Origin of the sequence: Segatella copri (assembly GCF_019249655.2) — a bacterium.
Taxonomy (GTDB): Bacteria; Bacteroidota; Bacteroidia; order Bacteroidales; family Bacteroidaceae; genus Prevotella.
Genome location: NZ_CP137557.1, coordinates 1,058,128 through 1,078,371, shown reverse-complemented (window position 1 = coordinate 1,078,371; position 20,244 = coordinate 1,058,128). Strand labels below are relative to the sequence as shown.

At 43.2% G+C, this 20,244-nt stretch carries 15 protein-coding genes and 1 pseudogene; 3 read left to right on the top strand and 13 right to left on the bottom strand.

Translation table 11 applies throughout. The features are described 5' to 3' along the window. Window positions 1-20 precede the first annotated feature (20 nt). On the bottom strand, window positions 21-383 hold the full coding sequence (locus KUA49_RS04015; protein ID WP_053078087.1) for a hypothetical protein: 363 nt from the start codon (window positions 381-383) through the stop codon (window positions 21-23). A 119-nt stretch (window positions 384-502) separates the two neighbouring features. On the opposite strand from KUA49_RS04015, the gene KUA49_RS04010 reads away from it, so the two are divergent. Further along, on the top strand, window positions 503-1,789 hold the full coding sequence (locus KUA49_RS04010; protein ID WP_118354577.1) for an IS1380 family transposase: 1,287 nt from the start codon (window positions 503-505) through the stop codon (window positions 1,787-1,789). 324 nt (window positions 1,790-2,113) lie between these two features. On the opposite strand, the gene erm(F) is transcribed toward KUA49_RS04010, so the two are convergent. The 7 genes and pseudogenes from erm(F) to KUA49_RS03975 all read right to left on the bottom strand — a co-directional run bounded on the left by erm(F) (window position 2,114) and on the right by KUA49_RS03975 (window position 8,588). Beyond that, window positions 2,114-2,917, bottom strand: coding sequence for a 23S rRNA (adenine(2058)-N(6))-methyltransferase Erm(F) (gene erm(F) / locus KUA49_RS04005; protein ID WP_118119549.1), 804 nt, complete (start codon window positions 2,915-2,917; stop codon window positions 2,114-2,116). 39 nt (window positions 2,918-2,956) lie between these two features. After that, entirely contained in the window at window positions 2,957-3,637 is a 681-nt protein-coding gene (locus KUA49_RS04000; RefSeq protein ID WP_049129570.1) for a UpxY family transcription antiterminator, read from the bottom strand. Between the two features lie 714 nt (window positions 3,638-4,351). Then, window positions 4,352-4,792 carry a retropepsin-like aspartic protease gene (locus tag KUA49_RS03995; protein ID WP_048316574.1) on the bottom strand — a complete coding sequence of 147 codons (441 nt, stop codon included), beginning with the start codon at window positions 4,790-4,792 and terminating at the stop codon, window positions 4,352-4,354. A gap of 760 nt (window positions 4,793-5,552) precedes the next feature. Then, window positions 5,553-5,759, bottom strand: a pseudogene (locus KUA49_RS03990) (helicase); the annotation flags it as partial. Between the two features lie 235 nt (window positions 5,760-5,994). Then, on the bottom strand, window positions 5,995-6,795 hold the full coding sequence (locus KUA49_RS03985) for a pilus assembly protein N-terminal domain-containing protein (RefSeq protein ID WP_100766118.1): 801 nt from the start codon (window positions 6,793-6,795) through the stop codon (window positions 5,995-5,997). Between the two features lie 201 nt (window positions 6,796-6,996). Beyond that, window positions 6,997-7,368 carry a hypothetical protein gene (locus KUA49_RS03980; RefSeq protein WP_218413612.1) on the bottom strand — a complete coding sequence of 124 codons (372 nt, stop codon included), beginning with the start codon at window positions 7,366-7,368 and terminating at the stop codon, window positions 6,997-6,999. Further along, a complete protein-coding gene (locus KUA49_RS03975) occupies window positions 7,365-8,588 on the bottom strand; it encodes a site-specific integrase (RefSeq protein WP_318331670.1) in 1,224 nt (407 codons plus the stop codon). The genes KUA49_RS03980 and KUA49_RS03975 overlap by 4 nt, the downstream gene beginning before the upstream one ends. A gap of 555 nt (window positions 8,589-9,143) precedes the next feature. Here KUA49_RS03975 and KUA49_RS03970 point away from each other — a divergent pair. Beyond that, window positions 9,144-10,367, top strand: a complete 1,224-nt coding sequence (locus KUA49_RS03970) for a site-specific integrase (RefSeq protein ID WP_022459668.1) — start codon at window positions 9,144-9,146, stop codon at window positions 10,365-10,367. Window positions 10,368-11,861: 1,494 nt separating this feature from the next. Continuing rightward, window positions 11,862-13,316, top strand: a complete 1,455-nt coding sequence (locus tag KUA49_RS03965) for a hypothetical protein (RefSeq protein ID WP_089545425.1) — start codon at window positions 11,862-11,864, stop codon at window positions 13,314-13,316. A gap of 324 nt (window positions 13,317-13,640) precedes the next feature. Here KUA49_RS03965 and KUA49_RS03960 read toward each other — a convergent pair whose 3' ends face one another. The 5 genes from KUA49_RS03960 to KUA49_RS03940 form a co-directional block, all read right to left on the bottom strand. After that, a complete protein-coding gene (locus KUA49_RS03960; protein WP_218413465.1) occupies window positions 13,641-14,387 on the bottom strand; it encodes a ZIP family metal transporter in 747 nt (248 codons plus the stop codon). Window positions 14,388-14,589: 202 nt separating this feature from the next. Continuing rightward, on the bottom strand, window positions 14,590-15,897 hold the full coding sequence (eno, locus tag KUA49_RS03955) for a phosphopyruvate hydratase (protein WP_119229179.1): 1,308 nt from the start codon (window positions 15,895-15,897) through the stop codon (window positions 14,590-14,592). Window positions 15,898-16,087: 190 nt separating this feature from the next. After that, entirely contained in the window at window positions 16,088-16,993 is a 906-nt protein-coding gene (locus KUA49_RS03950) for an HmuY family protein (protein WP_256624929.1), read from the bottom strand. A 41-nt stretch (window positions 16,994-17,034) separates the two neighbouring features. Further along, a complete protein-coding gene (locus tag KUA49_RS03945) occupies window positions 17,035-19,389 on the bottom strand; it encodes a TonB-dependent receptor (RefSeq protein ID WP_218413464.1) in 2,355 nt (784 codons plus the stop codon). A gap of 148 nt (window positions 19,390-19,537) precedes the next feature. Next, window positions 19,538-20,203 (bottom strand): DUF4903 family protein, encoded by a 666-nt coding sequence (locus KUA49_RS03940; RefSeq protein WP_218413463.1) that lies wholly within the window; start codon window positions 20,201-20,203, stop codon window positions 19,538-19,540. Between the last annotated feature and the right edge of the window lie 41 nt (window positions 20,204-20,244).

Below are 20,244 nucleotides of genomic sequence, written 5' to 3'. Positions count from 1 at the left end.
TCATTTTGCAATAAGATTACTTACTTTCCCTCTTTTCCATCGGTTTTATTAGATGAGTTTGTTTTTGTAGTTGCTGTTTTTGATGAGGTTGCTCGTGGAAGAAGAGTTGGATTAGAGCCTATTGACCAACGATTATTCTTCGGTTGCGACGGAGGAACATTTGTGTTTGTGCGACTGGTTTCTTTTCGCTTTTGTTCCGCTTTTCTTTTTTCCTCTGCTCTTCTCCTCGCATTTTCCCGTTCTAAAGCAATGCGATTACGTTCATTAATCTCATGAAGACGTTGATTGTTTATCCTTTGTTGCTCTTGTTGGAATCGTCTCTCATTTTCTTTTCTAATTTGTTCATTACGTTCTTCTTCAAGATATCCTAAATTCCGCAGCATTTTAGTTTAACTTATTTTATAAGTACCTGAGCAACAAAAAGTTGCTCAGGATTTTGCCATGTCAGATTTTTCACCTATCTTAGTGTTGCAAATCAAAATATGTATCAAACCCGACAGACATGGCAAAGGTAGCAATAAAATCTGAGAAACTCTCTCCTTTTGGAGGAATTTTTTCAATAATGGAGCAATTTGACTCCAATCTCTCATCTGTAATCGACTCAACCCTCGGTATGAGATGTAGGCTGTATGGTTATCAATACAGCGAAATCATCCGTTCGCTTATGAGCGTTTATTTCTGTGGCGGCTCATGCATAGAGGATGTCACCACTCATCTGATGTATCACCTCTCGCTTCATCCGACACTTCGCACATGCAGTGCCGACACGATTCTCAGAGCCATAAAGGAACTGACCCAGGATAACATTTCCTACACATCCGACACTGGCAAGACCTACGACTTCAACACGGCAGACATGCTGAATACACTGCTCCTCAATTGCCTATTGTCCACAGGGCAGCTGAAAGAGGGCGAGGGGTATGACGTTGACTTCGACCACCAGTTCATAGAGGCTGAGAAGTTTGATGCGAAACCCACATACAAGAAGTTTCTCGGGTACCGTCCAGGTGTGGCTGTCATTGGCGACATGATTGTCGGCATAGAGAACAGCGACGGCAACACTAACGTTCGTTTCCACCAGAAGGACACGTTGAGGAGATTCTTTGAGAGGATTGAACAGAAAGGATTGACAGTCAATCGTTTCAGGGCAGATTGCGGATCCTGCTCAGAGGAAATTGTGGAAGAGGTCGGAAAGCATTGCATGACTTTCTATATCCGCGCCAACCGCTGCGGTTCGCTCTACGATGACATCTTTGCACTCAGAGGGTGGAAGAGAGAGGAACTGGGCGGCATTGAGTTTGAACTGAACTCCATTCTTGTTGAGAAATGGAAAGGGAGGGCATACCGTCTTGTAATCCAAAGGCAGAAGCGAATTGACGGTGAGATTGACCTGTGGGAAGGCGAATACACCTACCGCTGCATCCTTACAAATGACTACGAGTCTTCCGAGAAAGAGATTGTCAAATTCTATAACCTCCGTGGAGGGAAGGAACGCATCTTCGATGAAATGAATAACGGATTCGGCTGGAACAGGCTTCCAAAATCCTTCATGGGAGAAAACACGGTGTTTCTTCTGCTTACGGCACTCATACGCAACTTCTATAAATTCATCATGGCGAGGCTTGACGTGAAGAGGTTCGGACTCAAAGCAACAAGCCGCATCAAGGCGTTTGTCTTCAAGTTCATCTCTGTGCCAGCCAAATGGGTCAGGACATCAAGGCAGTATGTGCTGAATATCTATTCATGCAACAACGCTTATGCTGATGTGTTCCAGAATGACTTTGGATGACACCGACAACTTATGGTCGTGATTTTGCGTATTGCCTCAAGTCGCATGGTGGGGTAAGGGGATTTAATGCGTCTTTGTGGCGATTTTTGCTGCGTTGCACCCTCTTTTGCCACAGTGTCGCTACCTTTTTGACCTCTGTGTCATCTTATGAGGGCGGTTGCGGATTTGAGGTTGAACTTTTGTGCAATGTTGAAGATTAGTAATTCTATTCAACATTTGTGCTAAAAGTCGGCTCCATCGCCAATTTGCCAGCCGTTATGCGGCAGCTTAAAAAAAGACGACACCAAACCAAAAAAATCATCTTGACAACCACCCGACTTTGAACTACGAAGGATGAAATTTTTCAGGGACAACTTCCAGCATTTCCAAAAAACAGTTTAACCATTGACTTGGAGACAAACAAACAATTTGAGCATTAAGGTTTAAACCGAATTTTTCCGAAATTGACCTGACCTGACTTTTCCTGAAAATCGACTTTAAAGCTGTTTTTACAGATAAATCAGGTTTCTCTAACAGACAGGAAATAAATGCTAAGTATTTGGCTTTAAACTTAAAATCAAAAAATAAGTGTTTTCTTTTAATGTTTAACAGGGCTGATTTGACAGTTGGCGGTGGCAAGAAACTTTCAGGACCTACCTCATAGACAAGTTTCAAATCAAAAAAAGTATGATAGAAAACGGTATATGGATTGTAAAGCTTCCTCGAAAATAACTTTTGTGTAGGTTCTAATTGAAGGACAATGGAACCTCCCAGAAAATTTCCAAGACTCTCAAACATCAGGATTTTGAAAATATCGGAAGTAATGCCATAAGGAATATTTGACACCACTTTGAAAGGAAATTTCGGAACTGCAAAATTCCTAAAATCACAACCGACAACTTGAACATTTCGGGCATCAGAAAATAATTTTCGTAAATGTTCAACCAAAGCTGTGTCGTTTTCAATAGCAACAACATTGTTGGCGATTTTTAATAAATGAACAGTAAGAAACCCCTTGCCTGCCCCAATATCTAAAACCGTATCCTGATTACTTATATTTGCTTGTCTTATTGCATCTTTTATTAGCACTTTATCAATAGTAAAGTGCTGACCCGTAAAACGAACGGGCAATTTCTTTTTTGTCTTCATAAAATAAAAAATTTAAATTAAACAATATGCCTTTCGGCATTATTTGACAATCTCAATAAAATCAGTAGGAATATACGCAGTAGCGACAAGGCACAATCCCGAGATCTCAACAACAATTCTTTGTTGTCCTGCTATTCTGGCAACTTTTCCAACCACTCCCTTGAAGTCACCAGCTATTACTCGTACTTTATCTCCACTTTTATAGTGACACTGTTCCGCTGTAACAATGCGTACATGCTCACTATCAGTACTTGTTGCTTTGATAAAATTTATCATTGCATTGTATGGTATAATAAGCGGAGGATTTTTACCGTTTGCCTCTGGAGGAAGCGTCTTATCCAAATAATATTTTATAAAAGAGATTGGGGCATCAACTGTCTTTTTCACAAAACTGTCTGATTGTTCCCTTGTGGCGTATATAAAAAGAAAGTTGGGAAGAAGAGGCTGTTGTATTCGCTTCTTCTTCCCAGCAATCACTTTTAGTACATAGTGCATCGGCACGTATGTCTTAATATCATTCTTCTTTGCTTTCTCTACGGCTGCATTTACCCTGTTATAAGTAGCACGAAGAACAAACCAGTTGTAACCTTCCTGCTGGACATATTCCGAGGACACCCCTGTTTGTGAGCTTTGGGCTTCGGGGGAGACATTGGAGGCAAATCCAATGTGAGGAGGTGAATCGCAACCTCGTTTGGTATGCGCATTAAGCAATGCGTTCATATCGGCTTATATGTCGTTGCTCGTTAATAGCAATATAGACATAAAAAGAGCGTGGAAACGTCTGTTGTCTATTCCACAGTCTGAGGCTCTAGCAATTGCCTATCATAGTTGAACAGACAACGTCAGAGCCCACGCCGATATGAATAATCATTTCCATTAGGAGACCATAATAAACAATTGTTGTGCCCGAAAAGGTACAATCCGTGCTTACAGGTCTCCGCAGGAGCGATATTATCACACCCGGGACATCTACCGTTGGCTTTGCTCAAGACTATGATAACTGTTAATTTGCTAGATTACAGACTGTCTTAAACAGAGCGTTAGTAAACGCCTTCATTATGTCTGGACTATCTTTCCCACCCAATGCCCGCTTTGTACCGCTTTGTCATTATGACTCCGCCATACTCAGCACGGCGTAGGCTGCCTTGTATGCCATCACGAAAGAACACGTCTAACCTCAATGGCTATAAACATGGCGATAATAGTCCGCTGCAAAAGTACAAAGAAAATCTCAATACAACCTCATTTTGTTATGGAAAAGTATGTATAAACCTTAAATTTAACCATAATTAACTAATTCTTGCTCAAATCTCGTATATTTTGTGTAAGGAAATGGCCTCTTATTGGCGTAAAAAGCAAAAGACAGATGCGAATGTCACATCTGTCATTATTGTTGTCGCACATGTCTTTCTTGAAAGAAAGCCTATGGCTGGTTTATTTCAGAATGATTTTCTCCTTTGCTGGATGACATAAGGAGAATGTACTTTTGCCGTCTTTGTTTGTATAGCAGAAGTCGCATGAATTTATAATATCCATGCCAATCACCACATCATAGTCTGAATTGTCGTTAAGCAGAGCCTGAACATTCAACTCTGCTGTTCCTGTTGGAAGGATAACATGAACAAGGTAAGTCCAGGATTCGACATCACCTCCTGCACTCGAAATAAGAGCCTTGTTCTTCGGTTGTAACCCTAAAGCATTTACAACTTCCTGTGAAATCAATGTATTGGTCGCTCCTGTGTCCCACAATACATTTTCAACTTGGCAATGAACAGGAACAGCCACGTTTGCCGACAAATCTACGGCTGGACAGATAATGACGTTTGTAAGAATAGCCTCTGGCTGGGATTCGTATTCTTTTGTATATACAGCCATTCCTACCTCAACTCAATTTTTCCCGTATATGAAGTTTGTTGAGGAACAGGCTCGTCAGTGATAAGGCGAACCAAACGGACATAACCTGTCCGTGCAGCTCTATTTCCGTTAATGACGGGAGCCTGAACTGCGGTTGCAAAATCTATTGTCTTGTTCTTTATAACTTTCATATACCTACAATTTAAAAAATGTCCCGCTGGGTACGCTGTTCTTATGGGAAGCGAGCGGGATTTGTCAATGCAAAGGTAGGCATTCAATTCCAAAAAACCAAACAATTGGAAGAAAAACTAATCTAACTACCCTAAATTTAACATTTTATCAGGAAAACTACTAAACAATGAATACGTCTTTCAAACGCTATTCTATTGCCGCCGAATTATTAACCTGCATTGTCTTTCAGCATTATATGCCGACTGAGATACAACCGAGGTACAAGACATCCATTTTCGCCCTATGTAGAAGCCACAAACAAGGCTCTCTCACCCCTCCTTTTCTTTTTCGATTGTCTCACTCTTTATGGCTGATGAAAGTGGGACTTTTCATCAAAAATGCGCTCTTTGGATAGCAACCAGCCAAAATTGCCCAAAATATTTTCATAAATAATCTTAAAATTGCTTTTTGCCCCTGTCATAGTTTTTTCTCTTTGCCGAGTGCCTTGAACTATAGATTTTCCCCTGTTCAAAATTTGTACCGTTTTGAATTTGTTGTTTTCAAGAGAGTACTGTGGCTCAGCGTGTTAGGATATATAAAAAGGCTTCTTGATGAACTCCTTGCCGTAGTCCTGACGCAAGGTTTCCATGTTCCAAGGAATGCGCTTTCTTACCTTTTCACCACTGATGTTAGGTTGGTCAACCACCTTGTACAAGGTAGTGCCAACACGGATGAACACCTCGTTTGGCGGAGGTGCTGCCTGTGGCTGTTTTCTTTCCACAGCTACAGGTTGTTTGTTGTTGTTTGTCTTGCTCATAATCTAACCTTTGTGAGTTGATAAAATTAAAGTTGCAAAGGTAAGGGTGGAAAATCAAAACGCAAAACACAAACTTGCGCAGAATGGAGAAGTTTGCACCGGCAATGTTAAAAGATTGGAAATCAAGGTGCTTGATGTAGGCTTTCGGGATAAAATAAAACGAAAAAATCCCAAAGAAAGGCTTCCTTGTAAACCTTTCCTCGGGATGAACAAAAAGTAATTTTACATTATACTTTTACTTGTCTGGTTCTAATTCTTCTACTGCATAAATGGCATGTAGTTCAACTTTCTTAATCTTAGGATATGCCGTTTTATAATAATCTGTCACATCTTTGACTATACTTTCTTGGTCATAGTAAAATGTAGCCAAAACGACTTCCGTATAATTACCAATAGGTAATAAATGCCAAACTTCGGAGTTATCGGCATTTGGCTGAATCTTAAGAATTCCATCCATGCGGACATTTCCTTTATCATCTGTAATGGTTAGTCTCTTGGTTACATAAGAGCCGAAAGGAATATAATCACGAGTACGTATTGTATAATATTTATTGTATGAGTCTTTCTCTATGGCATCAGCTGCAATAGTTGCAGAATCCTCAGAAGAAACACCTTCAACAAAACATTTTCTATCTACCACATACATTGTTCTACTAAGTTCCCAAAGAGCCGTCCAATCTTTTACTTCAACCTTTAATACAGCAGTATTTCCATCGGAATCGGTTATGGTGATAGTGGTATTTCCTACAGAAACACCACTTACATAGATTTCTTTCTCTGCTTCATTTGTTGAGCACGAGACTTTGGCTATACTTTCATCGGAAGATGTTGCTGATATTTTGCCTTTAGCTCCATTTACATTAACTTTGCTGCTACTTTCCGTATAGGTGGTAAGAGAGGTAATCACAATCTTTTTACCAGTATTTATGTCACCAATGATTTCGTCTTGTGTGAGTTGAATACCAGAGTCATCATCACCGCAGCTTGCCAAAGATAGCAAAGCGGTTAATGCAATAAGAATCATTTTAATTTTCATACATTTCTTCAATATTAAAGGGTTACACTTATATCTAATAAACGCAGACCGTATCAAAAACTTGCATGAGATTTCATATTTTTCTTCATGTGCAATATAAATCACCCTATCAAGAATTTTGTGAATCAATAAATCTATACGACAGTAAATCAATAAGTCAATACGACAGTGAATATCCAAGCGTCAAAGATGCGACCATTCTCAACTAAAAGCATTTGTCCCTCCGTAGAGTTGCAGGACAATGGCTGTTTTCTCTTTTGCTCCGTACAACCTCTTGAAGATGGCATCACGAAGTTGCGCTGCACCATTAGAGGTGAGACGGAAGCAAATGGCAACAACCATAGGGAATCCATACAATGTTTGCCAAATACCTTTGGAAAGTTCTTGCCTCTGTTGGACTTCCGACATCAACAACATACCTTCTTTATATATGGCTCGTATCACAGAGTTGAGTTTCGGGGCGGTAACATGAAGCATATCCACCAACTCGCCCTCACTCATCCACAAGTTCTCCAAGTTGGACGGAATGGATAACATTCCATTTCCGTCCACGGTGATTACAGTCCTTTTCATGCCATCCCTCCCATTGCAGGCAAATGCCCCTTGATTCGACTTTCAAAGACAGATATGTCATGGTCAAGCTTGGTGCTTGTCACCTTAGCGTATATCTGCGTTGTGGTGATGTTCGTGTGACCAAGAATCTTACTCACACTTTCTATCGGCATACCATACTCCAAGGCTAAAACAGCCCAACTATGACGGGACACATGGAACGAAACCCGCTTCTTGATGCCACACATTACAGCTACTTTTTTGATGCGCTTGTTGATGCCGTCAAGATTACCAATGTTGAACAAGTGGTTGCCCTTTCTGAAAGATTTGTATCGCTCAACAATCTGCATAGGAATATCCATCAGCTTGATTTGAAACGGCACGCCTGTCTTCTGACGTTTGGACACAATCCAAGGAGCACTGTTTACCATGCTGATATTGTCCTCAGTCAAGTTCTTGATGTCAATGAATGATATACCTGTCCAACAACCAAAGATAAAGAGGTCTCTTGCAAATGCCATATTGGGGTCTTCCAACTTTATATCAGTCATGGCAGTAAGCTCATCCAAGGTCAAGAACTCACGTTCCTTGTGGTCTGGGTCAACGTGGTACATGGCAAACGGATTTCTCGGTATCTTGCCGTTGTAGTGTGCCGCCGTAACGATATGTTTCAGAGGTATGGAGTAAATCCAAATGGAGGACTGCGCAAGCCCTACCACATTTTTCAAGTAAAGGCAATAGTCACGGATAAACTCCTCGGTAAGCTCATTCATGGACATATCGCTGCGCTTGTACTGATACTTGATGAACTCGGCAACGTACTTTCTCACCACAAGATACTTGTTGTAAGTGTTCTTGGCTCTGTCCTTGCCTACACGCTTGGCAAAGGCTGCGTTCTCCTTGTCGAAAGCTCTGAGCAAGGTCTCGTATTCGGTGCCTATGCCTTGATAGGCGTTTCTCACCATTTCAGCGGTAACGAACGCCTCACGGTCGGAAAGTCGTTGGTAATGCTTGGCGATTTGAGCCTTGATGTTGTCGAGCGCAAAATTCACCTCCTTGGCTTCCTTACTCTTGCCTATGGCTCTGTTGCCCTTGGCATCCCAGATAGCCTTGGTAACGCTCTGCTTGCAACTGAACTGTGCGATAGTTCCGTTGATTGTCACACGTCCCATGATAGGGACAATTCCGTTTCTCTCCTTGCTTCCATTTACATAGAAGACTGTCTTGAAAGTGCATCTCATAATTCTTACTTTTTTGTTCGGTGCAAAATTAAACTATGAGAGCTGCATGGCAAAATCAAAACTTACGCAGAATGGGGAAATTTGAACCGTCACCGTTAAAAATGCTTATTAGGGCGTTTCTGCGAGGTAATGATTTGAAAGCGTTTCTATTTCTCCAATCTGCGTTTTTCGCTATTCCTCGTCTATGCCACTTAATGCCAACAACAGCCACAACCACTTGAAACTCAAAATAAAAGCATCATTCTGCTATATTTTGCTTTTTTAGGCGTTATTTTTCAAAAAAAGAAGGACTAAAAAAGCAAAAAATAGCAGATTTGAGCTTTTGTTTTGAGTTTCAAGTGGTTGTGGCAGTCGTTGGCTTTTTGTGGCATTCGTGAGGAAATGCGAAAATGGCGGATTTGAGAAGTAGAAACGCTTTCAAGTCATTACCTCAAAGAAACGCTCTAATAAGCATTTTTAACGGCTTCGGTTTTTACTTCTCAATTCTGCGCAGGTTGTGAATTTGCCATGCAACTCTCATGATTTAATTTTGCACAGAACAAAAAGCAAGGAATTATGAGAAGTACATTCAAGACAGTCTTCTATGTAAACGGAAGCAAGGAGAGAAACGGAATTGTCCCTATCATGGGACGTGTGACAATCAACGGAACTATCGCACAGTTCAGTTGCAAGCTGAGCGTGACCAAAGCGATATGGGATGCCAAGGGCAACAGAGCCAAAGGCAGAAGCAAGGAAGCCAATGAGGTGAACTTTGCGCTTGATAACATCAAGGCTCAAATCGCTAAGCATTACCAACGGCTTTCCGACCGTGAGGCGTTCGTTACCGCTGAAATGGTGAGAAACGCATATCAAGGCATAGGTACGGAGTATGAGACATTACTCAGAGCTTTTGACAAGGAGAACGCAGCCTTTGCCCAACGCGTGGGAAAAGACCGAGCTGTCCGAACCTACCGCAAGTATCTGACGGTAAGAAAGTACGTTGCCGAGTTCATCAAATTTCAGTACAAGCGCAGCGATATGTCCATGAATGAGCTTACCGAGGAGTTCATCCGTGATTTTTGTCTGTATTTGAAGAATGTCATTGGACTCACGCAATCTACCATTTGGATATACTCCATACCATTGAAGCATATCGTCACGGCAGCACACTACAACGGCAAGATACAGAGAAATCCGTTTGCCATGTACCACGTTGACCCAGACCACAAGGAGCGTGAGTTCTTGACAGAGGAAGAATTGGACATATTTGCAGGAATAGAGTTGGAAAATCCCAACTTTGCTTTTGCGAGAGACTTATTTATGTTTGGTTGTTGGACAGGTATCTCTTTCGTTGACATCAAGAATCTTACAGAGGACAATGTTGCCATTATAAGTGGGTCTCCATGGATAGTTTCTCAGCGTCAAAAGACAGGCGTACCATTCAAAATTAAACTGATAGATGCAGCCATACAGATAATTGAACGTTACAAGCCATTGAGAAAAGATATGCACTTGTTTAATATTGGCTCACTTGACATGGTAAACAAGCGTATAAAGAAAGTGGCAAAAATGTGTGGCATCAAGAAGCGAATTTCATTTCATGTAAGCCGGCATTCGTTCGCAGTTTTGGCTTTAAACTACGGTATGCCGATAGAGAGTGTAAGCAAGATACTGGGACATACGGACATCGCCACAACACAAATTTACGCAAAGGTGACAAGTACTAAATTGGAGCATGACATATCAGCTTTTGAAAGTCGAATCAAGGGGCATATGCCGACAATGGGGGGAATGGCATGAAAAGGACTGTAATCACCGTGGACGGAAATGGAATGTTATCCATTCCGTCCAACTTGCAAGACTTGTGGATGAGTGAGGGTGAATTGGTTGATATGCTCCATGTCACCGCCCCGAAACTCCATGCTGTGATAAGGTCGATATACGAGGAAGGTTTGTTGCCCATGTCGGAGGTACAACAGAAACAGGAAACCTCCAAGGGCATTTGGCAAACGATGTATGGTTTCCCGATGGTTGTTGCCCTTTGTTTCCGTATAGGCTCTTATGGTGCTGTTCGGTTTCGGGACACCATCATGAAGAAGTTGTACGGGGCAAAAGAGAAAAGTAGTGTCATTGTCCTACAATTCAGTGGAGGAACAACCGCCTTTAGTTGAATGTCCTCTTGCTTGTTTGTTGGCTTGGCGCTGTCGTACTGTCGTGAATAAGTACTGAAGCATAAGCATGACATTCTTACTTGTAGGGGGATGAGTTCTGTTCATAAAAATGACGGACAAAACACCCCTTATTTTTGTTGAATTGTTGAATATGATGAAAGAAGTATTGAACATCAGGCATTTACGGCTCAACATATTCTCAACAAATCTCTCAACAAAAGAAAGATAATGTTGAAAAGAGAAAACCATGAACACCATTCCTTTCTTTCTTTTTTGCCCAGTAATTTGTTGTGTAGAGCTATTTGTTGAGAGTTTGTTGAGGGTATAAGTGGTTGGTTCTCATAAAGATAATACCTATCTTCAACAATTCAACGTTTTACATGCCCTCACTTGGTACGCTGTAAAATGTGCTTGTGGATTAATTGGCAACCGCTCTATTCTCCGAAATGGTTGCAGCAACGTTCCTTGGAGGCTTTGCGCCTCCAGCCACTTGGGCGAACCTCCGCAGTGTTTTAGCATGGCATTAGATTTATGCAGACTATACCGAGGACACACAGCACACATAACATACTCGGCATAGTTCACAAAGGAAATCAACAACACACAACTGAAACACTTGGCAAGTTTCACACTGAAAATATCACCTTTTCCTTTGCAAACTCCATGTACAAAGTAGCTTGTGTCTGTGACCTTGTTCTTTCAATGTGGCAGCTTTGATGTTTGGCGTAAATTGAGAGAATTAAGGTCTGCAACCTTGGGCATGGAAAGCCGAAAGGCAAATATCTCGTCTTTTGTTCTTAGAGGAGGAAGCGAGGTTATGTTTTGGGAACCCCAAAACGCCTCGCTCCACCATGAGGGCGGAGAAATTTTGCTCCCAACGGTTGCAGAAAGTGAGTGTACCAACTGTAGGCAGTGCATAGAAATATGTAAATAGATTTGTCAGGTGTAGTTTATTCTTCCTTTATTTGCACAAAAGTATGTTTTGAGTGTTATAAAAAATAAAAAAATGCACTATTACGTTGATATTTTTGTATTTTTGCACTCAGTTATCTTGGACAGCAGAATTTGAAACACTGAAAATCCGTAATCTGTCTATATGTAAAATCTTTAAATTTGGATTATTATGACTAAGAAGTTTTGGTTAATAGCACTCATCGTAGCTTGCACTGTTGTATTTGGCAGTTGCGATAAGTCTGAGGAATTGAGTGTTGAGCAATGTAAGTTGGATATGAATCTATTCAACCAAACCTATACTGTTAATGATGAGGGGTGCTGTGTGCTAAAAGGGAGAAAGCCAATAGCAGCAGAAGAAATACAGAGTAAGGTCAAGGGCTATGGTTGGGAGAGTATTGCCACTTATGAGGTACAGGAAAACGGAAAGTTGAGCAAGGAGGAATTTTGGAAAGACAGATTTGGTGGCAGCCCTACACACTTTTGGTTTGAGACATCACAGCAAGCTTTTAGTTATTTTTATAGTGATGCCTTGCCAGCCTTTTGTTTCAGTCGTGTATCATGGACTTATGACATGGACAAAGGCTTCATACTGTTTGGCAGCAACAAGCAGACAACAGACAGCAGATACATGCAGATTCTTAAGCTTGACGAGTCGAATGGCAAAACCTTAATGTACACCATACAAAAATTGGGAGCGACGAGTGATGGCAGCAATGGTTACAAGTCTATATATGGCATGATTGTATATAAACGCATGACCGAAACCGATTTGGAAATGATGAAGAAAAGTTACACGTATGATACGGATATTGACCGTTCTGTTCCCGACAACTGCAAGTTTAAGATTAAGGCATACTATGCAGAAGACGACAAAGACAACACAGACCCTGTGTTTCAGACCTTCTGCCTTGTAACATTTGAGCTTACCGATGAATATGGTTTCAACTCTTCAGATAATGCCTATTACAACTACTACGATTCAATTACTTGGACGAGTGATTGTCGTGATATGCCAGATAGCTTTGGAATCATGGAACGTAAGACAAACTGTTTGAATACTTCCTATTGGTGGAGCACATACTTCTTCACGCCTCATGACAATACTATTGTCTATGCCAATGGCTATAAAGATGGCCGTATTGTCTATCAAGCCCGAAAGAGGCTCTATTTGGTGAATGATGGATTCTTTGGTTACGATTGGGATAACGTAAGGTATAATTCCAAGAACCCCGAACTAACAGAATATTGCTTGCTGGACAAGAGCCGTGAGTTTATCCTAACTCCACCTACTGCCTACAAAGAAGACATTACAAAACCGTATGCAGAGTTACGTATTGTACTGAAAGGAGCAAAAGACAAAAACGACAAGGAATATATGTTAGGCGTGCTTGAACGTGAAAGAGAAGGTCTGTTGAAGATTATGGACCAGTACTATGAAGCACATAGTACTATAAAAGAAACAGAAAAGGCTTCGCTGTGTAAAACGTTTAAGGCACTACCCGAAGATGCTGATATTAAAGCATATTGGCGTACAAAACATTCTCGCATGGTACTGATACTTAAAACTGACGGGGAAGACCCTATAAACAGTGAATACTATGTGCATGCGGAACCAATTAAATGATAAATAAGTTTAATGTGGACAACAATAGTCATAAGGCGAAGTTAATCTTTGTTTTATGACTATTGTTTTTTTGCACCAACATAGTGTGGTTTCATTTTTATTTTGTATTTTTGCAACTGTAAAGAGTTGTTAGGCAAAGCAAACATATGCATATTGCAGAAGTTGTGACTATTGCCAAATCATTACCTCTATTGAGGTTGAACACTTATAAATCGCTCATTTTAAGCTATTCAGCAGATTATAGAAGAATTTTTGGGAAAAAAGCCTACACCTAAGTACACTCTGTATTTAGGAAATACTACCTGCCTCGGTATCAGAATCTGACTACACACATTTCTCCATCAACACAAAGGTGATGAAGCCCAGGAGAAGAGCGTAAGTGGCTTGCTTCTGAAAGCCATGGGCATGGGTTTCGGGAATCATCTCGTCGCTCGTTACATAAAGCATGGCACCACCGGCAAAACCCAGCATCACGGGGAGGAAGGTGGAAGAGGCTGAACCCAAACCGAAACCCAACAGAATGCCTGCCACTTCGAGCAGGGCGATGAAGATGGAAATGAAGAAGGTGCGGGGCGCTGAAACGCCAGCCATCATCAAAGGAGCGATGATGACCATTCCCTCGGGGATGTTCTGCAGGGCGATACCGAAAGAAACGCCCCACTCCGTGGCACCTTCTGCAGAGCAGACGCTCACACCTGCCGCCATTCCCTCTGGCAGTTTGTGCAGGGCTATCGCCATCACGAAAAGCATCACATGGCTGAGTCTGTCATTGTTGCGATGCTCCTCGGGGTCTAGTCCCGTGATATGATGAAGATGGGGAGTTACCAGATCTAGTACATTTAGAAACAAGGCTCCTGCCATCACGCCGATTACTACCAGCCACCAAAGACTGGTCTGCTCGAAGGCTGGCACTATCAGTCCCAACGTGGAAGCCGCCAACATGATTCCGGCACAATATCCCAATACGGCATCGTTCCATTTATGGGGCAACTCCTTGACAAAGAATCCCAGAATGGCACCAATAATGGTGGCACCACAGAGTCCGGAAGCACTTATCAATACGTTTGTCATTGCATTTTTTTGTTTTTAAACTATAAAATATATCGAAGTTATCAGTAATGTATGTGAAGATGCAGATACTTGATAGAAGATAAAAAAAGCATGGACAACCTCACGGCTATCCATGCCCATCTATTTCGTATCTGATCTATTCTATATTAATGTGTATAGTCATGGTGAAATTGTTTTTTATTTCAACTTCTTATCATCGAAACTATTTCAACTTCTTATAACCGTAAGCTGCATTATTGCCCAACTGCTCTTCAATGCGGATAAGCTGGTTGTACTTGGCCATACGGTCGGTACGACTCATAGAACCCGTCTTAATCTGACCGGAGTTAGTTGCTACGGCAATATCAGCAATTGTAGTATCCTCGGTTTCACCAGAACGATGGGAAGTTACGGTGGTGTAACCATGACGATGAGCCATCTCGATAGCATCCAGAGTCTCGGTGAGAGAACCAATCTGGTTTACCTTGATGAGGATAGAGTTAGCTGCACCCATCTTGATACCCTTTTCCAGGAACTTCACGTTGGTAACAAAGAGGTCGTCACCTACCAACTGGCAACGGTCGCCGATGGCAGCGGTCAACTTCACCCAGTTATCCCAATCGTTCTCATCCAAACCATCCTCAATAGAATCGATAGGATATTTGGTAATCAACTCCTCCAGGAACTTGATCTGCTCAGCAGCAGTCAGTTTCTTGCCATTAGGATCCTTCTTCTTGCCATCCTTCAACTGGCGGTAATCATAGAACCACTCACCATTCTCCTGAACGGCAAACTCACTGGCTGCACAGTCCATGGCAATCTTCACGTCCTTACCTGGCTCATAACCGGCATCCTTGATAGCCTGGCAGATACTGTCGAGCGCATCCTCAATACCATCGAGTGCAGGAGCAAAACCGCCCTCATCACCAACGGCAGTAGAAAGGCCGCGGCTCTTCAGAAGCTTAGCCAAGGCATGGAACACCTCAGCACCCATACGGATGGCCTCCTTCTCGGAAGGAGCACCCACAGGACGGATCATGAACTCCTGGAAGGCGATAGGCGCATCAGAGTGAGCACCACCATTGATGATGTTCATCATAGGAACTGGAAGGGTGTAAGTATTGCAACCGCCGATGTAGCGATACAATGGGATGTGGAGATACTCTGCAGCAGCATGAGCCACAGCCAGAGAAACACCGAGGATGGCATTGGCACCCAGATTAGACTTGGTTTTGGTACCGTCGAGCTCCAACATCTTATAATCGATGGCACGCTGCTCCAAGGCAGAAAAACCTACCAAAGCCGGAGCAATCACCTGATTCACGTTCTCCACAGCCTTCAAGACGCCCTTGCCGCCATAGCGGTTCTTGTCGCCATCACGAAGTTCCAAAGCCTCGTTCTCGCCAGTGGATGCACCAGAAGGAACCGATGCACGACCTACGACACCTGACTTCAATGAAACTTCAACCTCTACTGTAGGATTGCCACGAGAATCCAAGATTTCTCTTGCATGAACATTTTCGATAATCATAATACTATAATACTTTTAATTACATTAAACATTTCTTATTTCTGATCTTATTTCCGATCTGATTTCTGAGTGCAAATTTAAGTATTATCTGGCAAACCACCAAATTTTTGGCATCATAAAAAGAGGTATTCGCCCGAAAATACCTATTTATAGGTAAGAAGAGGCATCTGCCCTATCATGAACAGTTGAATTATTTCAGTTCGTCTAGGTAATAACTGATTCTTCCTCCCTCGTCACCTATCTGCACATTGGCATCATACCAGGAGATAATCTGGAGCTTGTAATATCTCTCGCCATCCCACGAACGGATTACGTAGGTATGGAAAGAAGGAGTATATACTGGAGGTGGCCCCGAGAAACTCATTGCCTTTTCGAGCACCGGATTGCCGCTTACCAACTGCTTGGCAGGACCATTGTTCGGGTCGAACCAAGGGTTCTCGTTCATATCCAGTTTGTTGGCGATGCAATACTTGTTCCAGTCGTTCTGTGACATGGTGACATAGACGCTTGCTGAATCATCCACGGCGAAGGTCATATTGTGTTCTGCCAGATAAGCATCTACCTGCGCCTTGCTCGTCCACTTGTCATATTCGCCATAGCCCAGGTCGGCAGCTCCGCCCTTGCCTGGTCCGCTCGTTCCACTGTTGGTGCGGAGCTGATAACCATTGAAGGCGAGGTCCCACTCCGTAGCAGGATAAGCCATCGTATTGGGGTCATCCTCCATGTTCTCCATCACCATAATGCTGCTGGCCTGTCTTTTTACCGTCTTATAGGTTAACTTGCCTGTAGCTTGATTCTTGGTAAAGATGGTATCGCCGTTCTCATCACGCTCTGCATCCTCGAAGATGTTCTTCTGCACACCTTCGCTCCAATACTTTACGAGTTTGGCAGTACCTTTATAATGGAAATACTCCTCTATTGGTTTGCCGTCTATAAAGGCGATGACACTCTGGTTAGGATTCAGCACATTATAGCGATGTCCCGTCTTCAGGTCAAAATAGAGCCAGTCGTTGGTAACACCCGTGCTATAACCTGTTTTTCGGGGCAAGGTATGACCTGTGAAGTCCTCTGCCTCATAAGATACGCAGCTCGTCATTGCGGCTGCCATACCTATTATATATAGTAATGCTTTCTTCATTATTTTTTCTTTCTAAATGCTTTTACCAATTCATCTACCAACACTTCCACCTGCACATGCGCCTTGGCTCCTGCCGTGGCTGGCACGTTAAACATGGTGATGCCCGAACCCAGGGTCTTTGGCACATAGTTAAAGATGTTATCCACACCCACCGTCACCTTCACCTTATTATAGAAGGTCTGAATCACCGACAGGTTGCACAAAACATACTGAGGCAACTGGCAGCGGAAGTAGGCATCGTGGCTCTCGCCGTTTACAGAGAGGCGGTCCTGCACATCAAACTTCTTCTCACCCATGTAGCTTGCCGAGAAGGTGGCACCCAGTCGGTAGTTCTTCTTGTTGTACTTATAGTCGAGGCTCGCCGTAGCAGCATGAGGCGAAGTGGTGTTCACCTGGATGCCATCCGTCTTGCTCACGTTCACGTAGCTGTAGGTGGCATTCATCGTGAAGTGGTTGAGGAAGTGCCAGCGCATGATGGTCTCCAGTCCGATGAGGTTCTGCTTGGCGAGGTTGGTATATTCAAAGTTATACTGCATGTCGTAGATGCGCCATACGCCCTCAATCTTCTTGCGGAAGAAGTTGCCATACACATTGCCCGAGATGAAGAAGTTATCATTCGAGTACTCTGTGCCCAGACTCACGTAGTTGTTCTTCTCAGGCTTCAGGTCCTCGTTACCCTTAATCATGAACATGCCGAGGTGGTCCCAGTTGAAGAACAGCTCCTTGATGCTTGGCGAACGGTAGCCCATCGAATAGTTGGCTCTCCATGCCCAGTGATCCGAAGGACTCCACTTGAAGGCAATCTTAGGCATCGCCATCAGTCCGAAGGCACGGCTGAAGTTGGTTCTCACACCTGCCGAAACCATCCAGTGGTCGTTCATCGTCCACTCGTCCTGCAGGAAAGCCTCCGTCTCTTTTAATGAACGGGTGCGCATGATGTGGGAGGCATCGCCGTTGAATCGGTCGCTCGTCAGGTCATCGCTCAGGTGCTCGATACCGAGGATGAGGTCGTGGCCCTCGAACTTCTGCGAGGTGATGGAGAGGCGAGGCTGGAAGATACGGCTTTTATACACTTTGGTACGCTCGTCGATACGCTCGTGGCGCTTGAAGCGGTCGTAGAAGTCGCCATGAAGGGAGGCGGTAATCTTGAACCAATCCTTGAAGGAGTACTTAATCTTGGTTCCAGCTGTCCAGTCACGCGCCTGACTGAAGGTCATGTCCTGAATGAGGTCGTAGGTGTTCATATAGAACGCACTACCGTAGGCAAGAATCTCCAGGTTCTTGAAAGGGTCGTAGAATACCTTCTGCGATACCGAGATATGCTCTGTACCCTCGATGCCCATTGGCGGACGGGAAGCCACGCTGGTAATGGTCACGTCGTGGTCGAGCCAAGGGTTCGCCTCTTGGGTATAGACCTTCTTGTCGTTCTCTGCCTGGTACATGTAGAAGGCATCGCTCGAAGAATACCACACGTCGGTCTGCGAAGTTACCTTGCCTGCATTGAATCCTGCCGACACCCAGCTTTGCAGGTTCGGGCGGTCGGCGTTTTTCTCAAACATATACAGGAAATCCTTTTGGGAAGGATTCTTGTAGTTGGTCTCGTTCATCTGTCCCCAGCGTACACCAGCCTGAATATCGATAGGCTTGGTAGTCTTCTTGGTGATGAGGTTGATGACGGCACCCGATGCACGGCTTCCGTAGAGGGTACTGCTGGCACCCTTCACGATTTCGATGCGGTCGATGGCATGGAGGTTGAAACGCTCGTAATCGAGGTTACCCGCCATGTCGCCCGTCAATCGCTCGCCATCCTGCAGGAAGAGCACGTGGCGGGCATCCAAGCCCTGCATGGAGATTTCGTTGCCGAAACCCACCTTCTGGATGTTCATACCCGGTGTCTCCTGCTGCAGAGCCTTGGTCAGGTCGGCATAGCCTGCATCTACCAGTTCCTTACCGCCGAGCACCTGCGTGCTCACTGGCGAGAGCTTGATAGGTCGGGCGGTACGGGAACCTGTAACCACCACCTCGTTCACCTTCATCACGTCCTCGGTCATGAAGAGCTTGAGGGAGCTGTCGCTTCCGATGGTTCCATTCAGAGGGTTATAGCCCACGGATACCACCTGGTAATAACACTTGTCACTCTGAGGCACCGAGATGGTAGCCTCACCATCCATGTTGGTAACAACACGCTGTGGCGATTTCAATTTCTCGTTGTCGGCGTAGGTGATGACTGCGCCGATGACTGGTTGCTCAGTGGCTTTGTCGAAGATACCGAACTTCACCTTTCGCTGCGCAGCGACAGGGAGGGCGAGTATCAGCAGTAAGCCGATAAGCATTACATTTCTAATTGTCTTCATTTATATTGTCATTCTATTTTTTCCAATTTCTTACACGATTTCAGCCTCGCTATGGCTTGTTTCTCTTCCCTTCATTTTTTACTTGCAAAGGAAAGAGAGATATGTCTGGGCATATCCCTCTTTCCTTTTATATATAAGCTACAGTCTCTTATTTGATTCCGTGCTCCTTTTTATACGCAGCCAAGTCTTTTTCGTACTGTTTAAATTCAGCTGCATAATTGTTGATGCGATTCTTGTCTATTGTTTGCAAGAAACATTCTGAACGTACATTCATCATGTTATAGCTTACAACAAACTGAATTTGATGCGTGTTAACATTATAATAGCCTTGTATAAAACTACCTTTGACAACAGAGCCATTTGAACCATCACCATCGAAATCTGAGCCATCTTCATTTTGTCCCCAGCAAGAACCATTCTCACCTTTGAACTTAATCCAACCGCTTCCGGAATATTCTTTTTGTTCCCATGAATTCAGTTCTGTACACTTAACATCACACTTAAAATTGATGGTCATACCCATGGCACCTACAGTAAAGCCTAACAACGATATGTTGAAAGTTTGTTTGTCAGTTCCACTCCATTGAAACTTAAATTTCGTAGGACAGCCAGTTGCAAGCAACGTTTTATCGACACCGCTCATTGTCGCTTTTGTGCTAAGAACAATGTCTCCATTCAGATAGTTTTTGGCACTTTCGACCAAAGCCTCGTCAGCATTACCTTCTGTAATTTCTTGATCAGAAGAGCAAGAAGAAAGGACAATAAAACCTGTTAAGACCAAGAAGAAAGCAATAAAATACTTTTTGATTTTCATTTATTAAAACTCTTTTGCATGATAATCGCTTGGCTGTATTT

Coding starts and splice junctions, on each gene's coding strand:
- KUA49_RS04015 (WP_053078087.1), bottom strand. CDS start 383: ATGCTGCGGAATTTAGGATATCTTGAAGAAGAACGTAATGAACAAATT.
- KUA49_RS04010 (WP_118354577.1), top strand. CDS start 503: ATGGCAAAGGTAGCAATAAAATCTGAGAAACTCTCTCCTTTTGGAGGA.
- KUA49_RS04000 (WP_049129570.1), bottom strand. CDS start 3,637: ATGAACGCATTGCTTAATGCGCATACCAAACGAGGTTGCGATTCACCT.
- KUA49_RS03995 (WP_048316574.1), bottom strand. CDS start 4,792: ATGGCTGTATATACAAAAGAATACGAATCCCAGCCAGAGGCTATTCTT.
- KUA49_RS03985 (WP_100766118.1), bottom strand. CDS start 6,795: ATGAAAATTAAAATGATTCTTATTGCATTAACCGCTTTGCTATCTTTG.
- KUA49_RS03980 (WP_218413612.1), bottom strand. CDS start 7,368: ATGAAAAGGACTGTAATCACCGTGGACGGAAATGGAATGTTATCCATT.
- KUA49_RS03975 (WP_318331670.1), bottom strand. CDS start 8,588: ATGAGATGCACTTTCAAGACAGTCTTCTATGTAAATGGAAGCAAGGAG.
- KUA49_RS03970 (WP_022459668.1), top strand. CDS start 9,144: ATGAGAAGTACATTCAAGACAGTCTTCTATGTAAACGGAAGCAAGGAG.
- KUA49_RS03965 (WP_089545425.1), top strand. CDS start 11,862: ATGACTAAGAAGTTTTGGTTAATAGCACTCATCGTAGCTTGCACTGTT.
- KUA49_RS03960 (WP_218413465.1), bottom strand. CDS start 14,387: ATGACAAACGTATTGATAAGTGCTTCCGGACTCTGTGGTGCCACCATT.
- eno (WP_119229179.1), bottom strand. CDS start 15,897: ATGATTATCGAAAATGTTCATGCAAGAGAAATCTTGGATTCTCGTGGC.
- KUA49_RS03950 (WP_256624929.1), bottom strand. CDS start 16,993: ATGACGAGCTGCGTATCTTATGAGGCAGAGGACTTCACAGGTCATACC.
- KUA49_RS03945 (WP_218413464.1), bottom strand. CDS start 19,389: ATGAAGACAATTAGAAATGTAATGCTTATCGGCTTACTGCTGATACTC.
- KUA49_RS03940 (WP_218413463.1), bottom strand. CDS start 20,203: ATGAAAATCAAAAAGTATTTTATTGCTTTCTTCTTGGTCTTAACAGGT.